The organism is Streptococcus sp. IsoGale022 (assembly GCF_031142805.1).
In the GTDB taxonomy this organism is placed as follows: Bacteria; Bacillota; Bacilli; order Lactobacillales; family Streptococcaceae; genus Streptococcus; species Streptococcus sanguinis_A.
This window is the reverse complement of record NZ_JAKZJI010000011.1, coordinates 1-11,780: the sequence shown is the minus strand read 5'-3', so window position 1 is coordinate 11,780 and position 11,780 is coordinate 1. Positions and strand designations below refer to the sequence as shown.

The following is an 11,780-nucleotide window of genomic DNA, read 5'->3' as shown; positions in this document are numbered from 1 at the left end:
AATTAGAGCCTGACCCATATTCTTGAATTTTATCACCATAAAAAAGTAACTTTCGTCTAATTCATTTTTAAGAAATGTTTGATTTTTGATGTTGATTGAATATTAGTTTGGATATTGCTTATGAATGGTATCTATATAGCTGGTGAAATGTTTCAAGAAATGCTTAGGAGATATAACAGTGATATATTTTCCAAAAGCAAGCAAGGTATTGTATCCCCAATCATTGTCGTTTAAAGGATAAGTAATCTCGTAAATATCGCTATTAATGGGTTTTATGGCATTATAGCCTAAGAGTTCCACAAACCGGTCAAGGACAATTTTCTGGACATGCAAGATGACAGGTACCTTGTTTTCATTCATCCATGTACCACCATCATAGGGAAGTGGTGTAAAATGTCTTTTTGAAAAAGTATCAGAGAGAGTAAGTTCACTAATTCTAGCAACTTTAAAAACAGAAAAACGCGCTTTATCAGTATCGTAGGCATCCATATACCAACTCCGATCCTTATAGACGATACGGTAAGGCTCACAAATTTTTTGACTTACCAGTCCTTGTGAATTAATATAGGAAAATTTTATTTTTACTCTACCTCTAATAGCTTCCAATAACTTAAAAATCAAAGTGCGTATTTCCAAGTTCCCTTGAGATAGAGACAAATCAATTTCGAAATCAGGGTATGTATTGGTAGCATTTAATTTCAATATAGCGTTGAAAGTATAGGTGTCTTCCAAAACTTGATAGCGACTTTTTAAACCGGATTCTATTGAAAGTCGTTCGGATTGGGTCAGGGGAGGTTTATCAGTTTGGAAGTCTTCCATAAGAAAAATCCCGCCGTTTTTTCCTTTCATTACATAGAGAGGAATGCCTGCAAGAGATAAATCATCAATATCTCTCATAATAGTTCGGGTGCTGACTTTAAAAAGTTCTGATAGTTCTTTAGCTGTTGTTTTTCGTTGATTTACTAAATGAGAAATGATTCCCATTTGACGGTCGATTTTCATGATTTTCTCCTTGAATATGACAGATAGATGTCATATTACTTTTGTTATGATTATACCATAAAGAAAGGAGTTCATATAATGAAACATCAAACCAAACCATCGTTTACCCTGATTGGCAGGAGTATTTTGATAGAAGGAACTACGGTTCATGAACAGCACTATTCTAAAGAGAAGACGGCGTTCTATGCTCAGTTATTTAAAGAAGGAATGCTCGGGAAATTGATGACCCATTCTCTAGACAAAAAAGGCTATGCTTTGATTGTTCCTCATAAAGATGGTATTCAATACTATGCAGGAGTTGCGGCAAAGAATGCTGTGGCAGGCTACGAAAGCATTCTCGTCCCAGAGAAAGATTATTTAGTAAGTTCAGCCAGTGGTGATAAATCAAGACTCCTGTTTGACCAATTGGAGGATAACTTTTTTGAGGAAGAAAGCAGATCCCTTTACCAAGATGGAATTATCTTAGAAATACTTTTAAATGGGAATCCTATGGATGCAGAAGTTGAGCTTTGGGTTCCAGTTCAGTAAAAGAGTAAGGATTTATAGAAAATAATCATCACGACACCAAACAGAAGACAGGGTACAAATGCTAGCCTGTCTTTTTTCTTTTTAAAGCAAAAACAGGCGAGGCCAGAGAAGCTAGCGATTTGGATAAGAATGAGAATCTCCGTCAGGCTGAAAATAGCTGAGCAGGAAGCGAGAAATAGAAAGTCGCCAGCTCCAATGCGAAGATTATAAAAGAAGGCTAGAAGTCCTAGGACTAAAAAGAAGAGCATGAGAAGATTGATGCCTGCTGTCATCATCAGCGAAAGCTGAAAGATCAGCCAGACCATCAGGGGATATTGCTGCTCTCTTTTATCGTAGATGGCTAGGGTCAAGCCCATGGTGAGTAGTAGGAGTTGACTGATGGAAATCGTGCCGAGTGAAGTTGCCAGAAAAAGACCGCCCAAGATACATTCAAAAAATAAATAGCGTAAGGGAATCTTGTCTCCACAGAAGCGGCAACGAAGAAGATTTAAGATTTGAGAAAAAATAGGAATCAAATCACGCGGTGCCAATCTTTTCCCGCAGGCATTGCAATGGCTAGCAGGAGCAACGATAGACTGCTCTGGGAAACGGTCAATGACTAAGCCTAGAAAGGAGGCAAAGACAGTGCCAAGGAGAAAAAAGTATAGATGAATCATACTTATTTATTCGTAATGTTAAACAGAAAAATTCTGAAATTTTGCAACTTTTCTAATAAAGTCTTTTTTTGAATCTTTTGTCTTGACCTTCTTATTTAGAAGCATTATAATTAAACCATAATCTAAAAAGATTAGAATCATTATAAATAAAAACGAGGTAAATACAATGACACAAGTAAAAAATGGTGCAGCAACTGACGTAGCAACTTTCAGCAATCAAAAGGCTTTGCCAAAGACTAAGGCTATTCTTAATCAAGTAGTGGCAGACCTTTATACAGCTCATATCGCTCTTCACCAAGTTCACTGGTATATGCGTGGTGCAGGCTTCATGGTGTGGCATCCAAAAATGGACGAATACATGGAAACTTTGGATACAACTTTGGATGAAGTCAGCGAGCGCTTGATTACACTGGGAGGCAAGCCTTATTCTACCTTGACTGAGTTTATCCAACACAGTAAGATTGAAGAAAAAGCTGGTGAATTCAGCAAGAATGTAGAAGAAAGTCTGGCGCGTGTGATTGAGATTTTCCGTTATCTGACAGGTCTTTACCAAGAAGCTTTGGATGTAACAGACGAAGAAGGGGACGATGTAACCAATGATATCTTTGTCGGTGCCAAGGCAGACCTTGAAAAGACTATCTGGATGCTGACAGCTGAAATTGGTCAAGCACCAGGTTTATAAAAAATGATCCATGCCAAGCAGAAAGGAAACAGGCTTTCCTTTCTGCTTTTTCATCTTGAAAAGCGCTGGAAAATCTGATAAAATATAGCTCATGAAAACCCTGTATGATGTTCAGCAATTTCTTAAAAGTTTCGGAATCATTATCTATATGGGCAAACGCCTTTACGATATTGAAATGATGAAAATCGAGCTGAAGAGAATTTACGATGCTGGTCTAATGGATAAGCTAGCTTATTTTGAGGCGGAGGCTGTCTTGCGCCGAGAACATCGATTAGAGTTAGAATATTTAGAAAAGAAAAAGGAGACTTGAGATGACAATTTGGATTTTGTGGGCGGTACTTTTGGGAATACTTGGCTGGATGGGCTTTAATTATCTGCGCCTGCGTCAGGCAGCAAAAATCGTGGATAACGGGGAATTTGAAGACTTGATTCGCCAAGGTCAGTTGGTTGATCTGCGGGATCCATCTGATTTTCACCGGAAGCATATCTTAGGTGCTCGCAATATTCCATCTCAGCAGCTGAAGGATAGTGTCGGTGCACTTCGCAAGGATAAGGCTGTTCTCCTCTATGAAAATAGTCGCGGTCAGCGCGTAACCAATGCGGCTCTGTATCTGAAAAAACAAGGATTTAAAGAAATCTATATTCTTTCTTATGGGTTGGATTCTTGGAATGGCAAGGTGAAGGCTAGCTGATAAAACGATTCATGAACGGATTGGTGAAATAACAAAAAAGCTTTATTTTTTAAAGCTTTTTTTGTTTTACCAACTTTTCTCTAAATATTTTTTAATAATCCCTAATTCTTCTTGGTTTAAAGGACGATAATCACCTGTTGCTAGGTCTGGGTCTAATGAAAAATCCCCAAACTGAATCCGCTTGAGATAAATGACCTTAACACCAACTGCCAGAAACATCTTTTTAATCTGGTGGAATTTCCCCTCGGAAATCTTGACGGTAGCACAGCTCAGATTAGAGCTGCTAGAGAGGATAGAGAGTTGGGCAGGTTGGCAGGTGGTGCCGTCTAAAAAGCGAATGCCTTCCTGAAAGGAAGATTTGTCCTTAGGAGTTAAAGGCCCATTGACTTCTACATAGTAAGTTTTTTCGACATGGTATTGAGGGTGCAGAAGCTGAAATCCCATGGGACCGTTGTCGGTAATCAAGAGAAGCCCTTCAGTATCTCTGTCTAAGCGTCCGATAGAGTAAAGATTTTCTTTCTCTACCTCCTTGTCCAGCAAATCCAGGACAGTCAATTTTTCAGCGTCGCGATTGGCAGTGACTGCACCTGTGGGTTTATTCAGCATGTAGTAACGGTGGGCAGGACCGCTGACATGTTTGCTTTGAAAAGTAATCTGCTGCAGGCCGGTATCAACATTTTGGCTGAGTTTGCAGGCGGGCTTACCATCCACTAAAATCTGTTTTTGTAAAAGGCTTTGTTTCATCTTTTTTCGGCTGATATGATTGGCAGCCAGCAGTTGGTCGAGGCGCATCTGTTTTCCTTGTTTTTTTCTAAATCATATCATAAATTTTCAGGATGGGAAATGCAAATCCTCATGCAGCTCCCATATTTTTTAATGAAAACATTTACACTTATCAAAGCCGTGTTTTTTGCCTGCGTCTGTGGTATAATTGTTCAGTTAGAAATAAAATTTAAAAATTTAGAGGAAATCATGACAAAATTAAGAGAAGATATTCGCAATATCGCCATTATTGCTCACGTTGACCACGGGAAAACAACCTTGGTTGATGAGTTGCTGAAACAATCTCATACACTAGATGAGCGTAAAGAGCTGCAAGAGCGGGCAATGGACTCAAACGATATTGAAAAGGAGCGCGGTATTACCATCTTGGCTAAAAATACAGCCGTGGCTTACGAAGGTACTCGTATCAATATCATGGATACACCAGGGCACGCGGACTTCGGTGGTGAAGTAGAGCGGATTATGAAGATGGTGGACGGGGTTGTTCTGGTTGTGGACGCCTACGAAGGAACTATGCCTCAGACTCGCTTTGTATTGAAAAAAGCCTTGGAGCAAGACCTTGTTCCTATCGTAGTGGTGAATAAAATCGACAAGCCGTCTGCTCGTCCAGCAGAAGTAGTGGATGAAGTATTGGAACTCTTTATTGAGCTTGGAGCGGATGATGACCAGCTGGACTTCCCAGTGGTTTATGCTTCCGCTATCAATGGAACCTCATCTATGTCTGATGATCCAGCTGATCAAGAGCACACCATGGCACCGATTTTTGATACCATCATTGACCATATCCCAGCACCAGTGGATAATTCTGACGAACCTTTCCAATTCCAAGTGTCACTCTTGGACTACAATGACTTCGTTGGCCGGATCGGTATCGGCCGTGTCTTCCGTGGTACTGTTAAGGTTGGTGATCAAGTAACCCTTTCTAAACTAGACGGAACAACGAAAAACTTCCGTGTTACAAAACTATTTGGTTTCTTTGGTTTGGAGCGTCGTGAAATCAACGAAGCAAAAGCAGGTGACCTGATTGCCGTTTCAGGTATGGAAGATATCTTTGTCGGAGAGACGATTACACCGACAGATGCCGTTGAAGCCCTGCCAATTTTGCATATCGATGAGCCGACTCTGCAGATGACCTTCTTGGTTAACAACTCACCTTTTGCTGGCCGCGAAGGGAAATGGGTAACTTCTCGTAAGGTTGAAGAACGTCTGCAGGCTGAACTGCAAACAGATGTATCTCTACGTGTTGAGTCAACTGATTCACCAGACAAGTGGATCGTTTCAGGTCGTGGTGAATTGCACTTGTCAATCCTGATTGAAACAATGCGTCGTGAAGGTTATGAGCTGCAAGTATCTCGTCCAGAAGTTATCGTGAAAGAAATCGACGGTGTCAAATGTGAGCCATTTGAGCGCGTCCAAATCGATACACCTGAAGAATATCAAGGTTCGGTCATCCAAAGCCTTTCTGAGCGCAAGGGTGAAATGCTGGATATGGTAGCAACTGGAAATGGTCAGACTCGTTTGGTCTTCTTGGTTCCTGCCCGTGGTTTGATTGGTTACTCAACTGAGTTCTTATCTATGACTCGTGGTTACGGGATTATGAACCATACCTTTGATCAATACCTACCACTTATTCCAGGTGAAATCGGTGGCCGCCACCGCGGTGCTCTGGTATCCATCGATGCTGGTAAGGCTACAACCTACTCTATTATGTCTATCGAAGAGCGCGGAACCATCTTTGTCAACCCAGGTACTGAGGTTTACGAAGGAATGATCATCGGTGAAAACTCTCGTGAAAATGACTTGACTGTTAATATCACCAAAGCTAAGCAAATGACCAACGTTCGTTCTGCAACCAAGGACCAGACAGCAGTCATCAAGACACCGCGCATTTTGACCTTGGAAGAATCTCTGGAATTCTTGAATGACGACGAATACATGGAAGTAACGCCAGAATCTATTCGTCTGCGCAAGCAAATTTTGAACAAACAAGAACGCGAAAAAGCCAATAAAAAGAAAAAATCAGCTGCAGCTGAATAATTAAAAAGGAAAGGAGCAGCAATATGGTTTATCTTATCATTGGGATTTTAATCCTCTTTTTCTACATTTTTGCTGTTCCATCCAGTATTAAAGGCACTGTTAATGCTGTGACCATGGTTTTACTGATTGTGGCCTTGATTATCTTATTTGGCTTAGGCATTTTTCAGATTTTCCAATTGCCAGCTGAATATTTTGTAGGATTTGGCCTATCCGTAGTGACCGTCTTGGCTTTGCGGGATATTAATCGTCTCAAGCCGCCTAAGAAATCAAAAAAGAATTTTGATGAAGAATAATAAATGAGCAAGAACTTAGAAAGTCGGATAGACGTTTTGAGTTTTTGCTCTTTTTCTTTACAAAAACAATAGGCTTATGTTTTATTTGATTGTGGGAATTCTCATTCTCTTATTTTACATTTTTGCTGCTCCGCCTAGCATTCGCGGAACACTCAATGTAGTGACGCTGGTGCTTATCTTGGTTGTCTTGCTCATCCTCTTAACTCTAGCAGCTTTCCGAATTTTCCAGCTGCCTAGCGAAATCTTCGTCAGCATTGGCGTGACCTTTCTTGCTTATTTTGCCTTGCGGGATTTAGCGAGAATGCCCGTCAAGAAAAAAGAAAAGAAAAACCTATAAAAGCGGTCTTGCTTTTATAGGTTCTTTTTTATGCTCCAAAATGCTGGTGCAAGATAGCAAAGTAGTCTTCTGGATTGTGGAAAAATGGAAAGTGGCCGCTGTTTTTAATCGTGAACACCTGAGCGCTGGGATAGCGGCTGATGACAAAGTGCATGCTGGCACCAAAAATATCATTGTCACCGAAAGTCACGGTAATAGGAAAAGCAGGATGTTCTAGGCGGGGCAAGAGAGGATAGGCCATAATTTCCTTTCTTGTCTGATTGCCTGCCCGGACTGAAACATTGCTCAAGTTAAACGTCACATCGCGAAAGGCTGGATAGTCGGCATTGTAATTGCGAGCAACCTGACGATAGAGAGCCTGCGAAGCCTTGGAACTGCCAAGACCTCCCAGCAGAGAATAGATTCCCATTTTCAGCCATTCGATAGTCGTGCAGTGATTTTTATTGTAATTCATCATTTCCTTTTCCATTTGTTTCCACTGCTTGCCCGTGCCTGTTCCCGGCGAGGAAAGAAAGAGACTAAGGAGCCGCTCAGGGATTTTGCTGGCGTAGATTTGCGCGTACAATCCACCCCAGGAATGCCCCAAAAGGTGAAATTTATCTACATTGAAGTGGTCGGCGATTGTGTTGATGTCTGCAATGTAGGCCTCCATGCTGTAGTCGCCACTCGGACAGGGCGATTTCCTCGTTCCCCGCTGGTGAAAGACAATCAGTTGATAATCTTTTTCGAGCTTAGGGATAAAGAGCTTGAAGTCATCAGGCGTTCCCGGTCCACCGTGCAGCAGGATAATCGTTTCCTTGTCAGGATTGGGATAGCAAACGGTGTAGAGTTGGTCGGAGCCGTTTTGAATCATTGTTTCGATTTTTTGAGAATGGGTCATAACTTTCCTTTCTTTTAGTAGAGCGTCCACCACTGATATAGGCTCCAGTAGAGGAGATTGAGAACGACGATAAGTGAAGCACTGCTGGTCAAGTAGGTCAAGATTTTTCGACCCTTGCTCACTTGGAATTTTGAGCGCAGGAAGAATGAGGCAATAAGGCTAACCAGGAGGCTAACTCCCACAGCTGCAAAGCCCATAGAAAGCCAAACACGGCTGTTTGGTGAGGAATGTAGACTCAGGACGCTTTGGATAAAGAAGTAAAGCAGGAGCATGGTAGATAGAATGAACCCGCAAGTCAGGTATTGCCAGAGCGACCAAGCAAGCGGTGTAAGTTTGTGATTTTTCCGCTTGAAAAGAAGCCGATAGAGTTTGACCAGTAAAGCAGATACAGGGATGAGGAGGGCATAGAAAGCAGCGAGGCACCACAAGACGAGACTGCCGTAATCCTTGACTACATCCCATGTGGAAAGTTTAAGGTAGTCTGCGATAGGCAATTTCAGCCGTTCTTGCTTGCCGTTTTTCTCCAATTCCCAGTATTTTTGAGTGACAAATTTACTATTTTTCTCAAGATAGTTAGTTATTGGCGGAGCAATGCGCGTGATTGATAAGGCATTGGTGAAAACGCGACTTGAGCGATAAACGCCCGGTTTAAACTCTGCTTTTATCTTCTCTGAAGTAGTTGCCTTGTTTCCATAAATCAGCTCAGGAATTTTTTTAAGATAGTTACTTTCGTATTGTTGATTGGTTAAAATGACGGTAGCGATACCTGATTTGAAATCCAAAGTTAATATGGATGAAAAGCCAGCCGTATTACCACCGTGACCGAGGATAACGCGGTCTTGATAAAGGTCACTCCAAAATCCGTGAGCATTGATTGGGAGTTTGCTATCAGGAAAAGTCGAAGTCGCCGTATAAAGGGTGTCCCAAGTTTCCGCGCGCCTAAAAAGTGTCTTCTTTTGCAGGAGTGCTTGGGCAAAGGTCTTAAAGTCTTTCAAAGTTCCTGTTGCTCGCCCGCTCGGATAGTAAGGATTAGGCTTGTTTGCCTCGCCAATCAGCTGACCGTCTGAGGTGTAGCCCTTGATTTCCTTGCGTTTTTCGACCACATAGTCATTATCCGAAAAATCGGGCAAAATAGCGGTGTGCTTCATACCTAAGGGCTGAAAAATATGCTCGTGCACATAGTCAGCGTAAGATTGTCCGCTAATCCGCTCGACGATGTAGCCAGCAAGCACCGTTCCAAAATTGGAATAAGCAGTTATTGTCCCCGGCTCATAGGCTTGAATAATCGGCGCCTTTTGTAGCGTATGGGCTAGGTCCTTGTCTTCATTTTTGGCCAAGTCAACATCTGCGAAGCCTGCTTGGTGGTTCATGAGGTCAAGCATGGTAATGGGTTTGTCAAATTTGAGCTTGCTTTTGAGAAAATCCTTGGGCAGATACTCTTTGATGTCGGTTTTTAGGTCAATTTTCCCCTCTTCCCAGAGCTGCATGACGCTGACCCAGACGGTTAATTTCGTTACAGAGCCCCACTCGAAAACTGAGTTGTCATCCACCGCCCACTTTTTTTCCTTGTCTACATAGCCAAAATTATTTTGGTAAATGGTTTGACCGTCCTTGTCAAAAATAGATGTTGCCAGTCCTGCGCTGGTTTTCTCGTTTTTCTGATAATAATCCTCAATCTTCTGTCCGATTTGGTCGTAAGATGTCCCCGACGGCAATTTTTGCTCATCGGCTCGAACTTGCGCTACTCCAAAAGTGAGCAAGCCGCAAGTCAGCAGCGCCACAGTGCTCTTCAAAAATGATGTTTTCATGATACTTACCTTTCTATTAAAGTGCCCACCATTGGTACAGGCCCCAATAAAGGATATTGAGAACGACGATAAGTGAAGCGCTGCTGGTCAAGTAGGTCAAGATTTTTCTGCCTTTGCTGACTTGGAATTTTGAACGCAGAAGAATTGGCAAAACAGAACTAGCAAGAAGCAGCAGACCCGTTATTGCAAAGATGACATAGAGCCAAGCACTGTTATTTGGCGAGCCGCTGATGTTCATATTATATTGCACGATGAGAATGGTTATGAGTACAGTGGACAAAACAAGTCCGCAAGTCAGATAATGCCAGAGCGACCAAGCAAGTGTCACAGGTTTGCGGTTTGTCCGCTTGGCAAGGAGCCGGTAGAGCTTGACCAGTAAAGCAGATACCAAACTAAGAAGAGCATAGAAGATTGCTAACCCCCATAGGATGACACTGCCGAATTCTTTGGCAACTTCCCAGTTAGATAGTTTAAAGTAATCAGAAACTGGGCGCTTGATAAATTCTCGCTTACCGACTTTCTCCAAGCTCCAGTAAAATCGATTTTCACTATTTTTATCAATATAGAAGGTCGCCATATTTAGTCGCGCAATGGATAAAGGCCCAAAGAATTGACTAGCGTCACGATAAAAGCCGGGTTTGAGTTCTTCTTTCTTTTTGTTGGGAACATCTTTCTTTTGCCCATAGACCAGCTCGGGAATTTTCTCAACATAATTTTTCTCGCCCAGTTGGTTCGTTAAAATGACAGCAGCGATACCTGATTTTAAGTCTAAGGTCAAACTTGATGAAAAACCAGCTGTATTACCACCGTGCCCGAGGATAACTTGGTCTTGATAAAGGTCACTCCAAAAACCATGAGCATTGGTAGGAAGATCGCTATCAGGATAGTTAGAGGTTGCTGTATAAAGGGTGTCCCAAGTCTCTGAACGCTTAAAAAGTGTCTTCTTTTGCAGGAGTGCCTGAGCGAATGCCTTGAAATCTTCCAAGGTTCCTGTTGCTCGCCCAGCAGGGTACATTTCTATTAGATATGGAGCTTCGCCAATCAACCGACCGTCTCTAGTGTAACCTTTGACTTCCTTACGTTTTTCTACTACATAGGGATTATCTGATAAATCGGGTAAGAGAGCGGTGTGCCTCATATCTAAAGGTTCAAAGATATGCTCGTGGACATAGTCAGCATAAGATTGTCTGCTAATCCGCTCGACGATATATCCTGCCAGAGCCGTCCCAAAGTTAGAGTAGGCTGTCACTGTTCCCGGCTCATAGGCTTGATAGATATGTACTTTTTTGAGCGTATCTCCCAAGTTCTTACTAGTTCCCTTGGCAAGCCCCGTGTCTCCAAAGCTTGCTTGGTGGTTCATCAGATCCAGCATGGTGATTGGCTTGTCGTATGTGAGCTTGCCTTTGAGAAAATCCTTGGGCAGATACTCTTTTATATCTGTTTTAAGGTCAATCTTGCCTTCTTCCCAAAGCTGCATGACGCTGACCCAGACGGTCAACTTGGTGGCAGAGCCCCACTCGAAAACTGAGTTGTCATCCACCGCCAACTTTTTTTCCTTGTCTACATAGCCAAAATTATTTTGGTAAATGGTTTGTCCGTCCTTGTCAAAAACAGATGTCGCCAGTCCCGCACTGGTTTTTTCGTGTTCCTTGTAGTAATCCTCAATTTTCTGACCAATTTGGTCGTAAGGCGTGCCTGACGGCAACTTCTGCTGGTCAGCGTAAGCGTGACCAGCTCCCAGAGCGAGCAAGCCGCAAGTCAGCACAGTTAAGCAATGTTTAAAAAATGATGTTTTCATGATACTTACCTTTCTATTAAAGTGCCCACCACTGGTAAAGGCTCCAATAAAGGATATTGAGAACGACGATAAGTGAAGCGCTGCTGGTCAAGTAGGTCAAGATTTTTCGACCCTTGCTGACTTGGAATTTTGAACGCAGAAAGATTGGCAACCCAGCATTAACCAAGAAAATCAGTGCAAGCAGGGCAAAGAGAATAACTTGCCAACGATAATCGGGCATGTACTTCCCCGAAACGGCAACTATGACGAGACCTGCTAGATTGACCAAGCTGACCAGAATCAGC

13 protein-coding genes and 1 pseudogene are annotated in these 11,780 nt (G+C 42.3%); 7 read left to right on the top strand and 7 right to left on the bottom strand.

The genetic code is table 11. The annotated features are described in order from the left end of the window. Window positions 1-102 precede the first annotated feature (102 nt). On the bottom strand, window positions 103-1,002 hold the full coding sequence (locus tag RG608_RS06860) for a YafY family protein (protein WP_268687556.1): 900 nt from the start codon (window positions 1,000-1,002) through the stop codon (window positions 103-105). 78 nt (window positions 1,003-1,080) lie between these two features. Here RG608_RS06860 and RG608_RS06855 point away from each other — a divergent pair, with 78 nt between their 5' ends. Further along, the gene (locus tag RG608_RS06855; RefSeq protein ID WP_268687555.1) at window positions 1,081-1,530 is read left to right on the top strand and encodes an effector binding domain-containing protein; all 450 of its coding nucleotides are present in this window, start codon (window positions 1,081-1,083) and stop codon (window positions 1,528-1,530) included. Here the strand turns inward: RG608_RS06855 and RG608_RS06850 are convergent. Further along, the gene (locus tag RG608_RS06850; RefSeq protein ID WP_268687554.1) at window positions 1,524-2,186 is read right to left on the bottom strand and encodes an A24 family peptidase; all 663 of its coding nucleotides are present in this window, start codon (window positions 2,184-2,186) and stop codon (window positions 1,524-1,526) included. The genes RG608_RS06855 and RG608_RS06850 overlap by 7 nt on opposite strands. A gap of 166 nt (window positions 2,187-2,352) precedes the next feature. On the opposite strand from RG608_RS06850, the gene RG608_RS06845 reads away from it, so the two are divergent. The 3 genes from RG608_RS06845 (at window position 2,353) to RG608_RS06835 (ending at window position 3,560) form a co-directional block, all read left to right on the top strand. Further along, window positions 2,353-2,868: a DNA starvation/stationary phase protection protein gene (locus RG608_RS06845; RefSeq protein ID WP_002898046.1), complete on the top strand. Its 516-nt coding sequence runs from the start codon at window positions 2,353-2,355 to the stop codon at window positions 2,866-2,868. Window positions 2,869-2,959: 91 nt separating this feature from the next. Further along, a complete protein-coding gene (locus RG608_RS06840) occupies window positions 2,960-3,178 on the top strand; it encodes a YqgQ family protein (protein ID WP_002898045.1) in 219 nt (72 codons plus the stop codon). Window position 3,179: 1 nt separating this feature from the next. Continuing rightward, complete coding sequence (locus RG608_RS06835) at window positions 3,180-3,560, top strand: rhodanese-like domain-containing protein (RefSeq protein ID WP_002896183.1); 381 nt, start codon at window positions 3,180-3,182, stop codon at window positions 3,558-3,560. Window positions 3,561-3,626: 66 nt separating this feature from the next. On the opposite strand, the gene RG608_RS06830 is transcribed toward RG608_RS06835, so the two are convergent. Next, window positions 3,627-4,352, bottom strand: coding sequence for a 16S rRNA pseudouridine(516) synthase (locus RG608_RS06830; RefSeq protein WP_268687553.1), 726 nt, complete (start codon window positions 4,350-4,352; stop codon window positions 3,627-3,629). Window positions 4,353-4,532: 180 nt separating this feature from the next. On the opposite strand from RG608_RS06830, the gene typA reads away from it, so the two are divergent. The 3 genes from typA (at window position 4,533) to RG608_RS06815 (ending at window position 7,010) form a co-directional block, all read left to right on the top strand. Then, window positions 4,533-6,380 carry a translational GTPase TypA gene (gene typA, locus RG608_RS06825; RefSeq protein WP_268687552.1) on the top strand — a complete coding sequence of 616 codons (1,848 nt, stop codon included), beginning with the start codon at window positions 4,533-4,535 and terminating at the stop codon, window positions 6,378-6,380. Window positions 6,381-6,403: 23 nt separating this feature from the next. Next, window positions 6,404-6,673: a DUF3165 family protein gene (locus RG608_RS06820; RefSeq protein WP_002929675.1), complete on the top strand. Its 270-nt coding sequence runs from the start codon at window positions 6,404-6,406 to the stop codon at window positions 6,671-6,673. A 76-nt stretch (window positions 6,674-6,749) separates the two neighbouring features. Continuing rightward, window positions 6,750-7,010 (top strand): DUF3165 family protein, encoded by a 261-nt coding sequence (locus RG608_RS06815; RefSeq protein WP_002929676.1) that lies wholly within the window; start codon window positions 6,750-6,752, stop codon window positions 7,008-7,010. A gap of 28 nt (window positions 7,011-7,038) precedes the next feature. Here the strand turns inward: RG608_RS06815 and RG608_RS06810 are convergent, their stop codons facing one another. From RG608_RS06810 to RG608_RS06795, 4 genes and pseudogenes are all read right to left on the bottom strand, one after another. Continuing rightward, the gene (locus tag RG608_RS06810) at window positions 7,039-7,890 is read right to left on the bottom strand and encodes an alpha/beta fold hydrolase (RefSeq protein WP_049543376.1); all 852 of its coding nucleotides are present in this window, start codon (window positions 7,888-7,890) and stop codon (window positions 7,039-7,041) included. A gap of 14 nt (window positions 7,891-7,904) precedes the next feature. Continuing rightward, on the bottom strand, window positions 7,905-9,698 hold the full coding sequence (locus RG608_RS06805; protein WP_268687551.1) for a serine hydrolase: 1,794 nt from the start codon (window positions 9,696-9,698) through the stop codon (window positions 7,905-7,907). A gap of 16 nt (window positions 9,699-9,714) precedes the next feature. After that, on the bottom strand, window positions 9,715-11,496 hold the full coding sequence (locus tag RG608_RS06800) for a serine hydrolase domain-containing protein (protein ID WP_308946765.1): 1,782 nt from the start codon (window positions 11,494-11,496) through the stop codon (window positions 9,715-9,717). A gap of 16 nt (window positions 11,497-11,512) precedes the next feature. Next, window positions 11,513-11,780: pseudogene (locus RG608_RS06795) on the bottom strand (methicillin resistance protein FmtA); the annotation flags it as partial.

Coding starts and splice junctions, on each gene's coding strand:
- RG608_RS06860 (WP_268687556.1), bottom strand. CDS start 1,002: ATGAAAATCGACCGTCAAATGGGAATCATTTCTCATTTAGTAAATCAA.
- RG608_RS06855 (WP_268687555.1), top strand. CDS start 1,081: ATGAAACATCAAACCAAACCATCGTTTACCCTGATTGGCAGGAGTATT.
- RG608_RS06850 (WP_268687554.1), bottom strand. CDS start 2,186: ATGATTCATCTATACTTTTTTCTCCTTGGCACTGTCTTTGCCTCCTTT.
- RG608_RS06845 (WP_002898046.1), top strand. CDS start 2,353: ATGACACAAGTAAAAAATGGTGCAGCAACTGACGTAGCAACTTTCAGC.
- RG608_RS06840 (WP_002898045.1), top strand. CDS start 2,960: ATGAAAACCCTGTATGATGTTCAGCAATTTCTTAAAAGTTTCGGAATC.
- RG608_RS06835 (WP_002896183.1), top strand. CDS start 3,180: ATGACAATTTGGATTTTGTGGGCGGTACTTTTGGGAATACTTGGCTGG.
- RG608_RS06830 (WP_268687553.1), bottom strand. CDS start 4,352: ATGCGCCTCGACCAACTGCTGGCTGCCAATCATATCAGCCGAAAAAAG.
- typA (WP_268687552.1), top strand. CDS start 4,533: ATGACAAAATTAAGAGAAGATATTCGCAATATCGCCATTATTGCTCAC.
- RG608_RS06820 (WP_002929675.1), top strand. CDS start 6,404: ATGGTTTATCTTATCATTGGGATTTTAATCCTCTTTTTCTACATTTTT.
- RG608_RS06815 (WP_002929676.1), top strand. CDS start 6,750: ATGTTTTATTTGATTGTGGGAATTCTCATTCTCTTATTTTACATTTTT.
- RG608_RS06810 (WP_049543376.1), bottom strand. CDS start 7,890: ATGACCCATTCTCAAAAAATCGAAACAATGATTCAAAACGGCTCCGAC.
- RG608_RS06805 (WP_268687551.1), bottom strand. CDS start 9,698: ATGAAAACATCATTTTTGAAGAGCACTGTGGCGCTGCTGACTTGCGGC.
- RG608_RS06800 (WP_308946765.1), bottom strand. CDS start 11,496: ATGAAAACATCATTTTTTAAACATTGCTTAACTGTGCTGACTTGCGGC.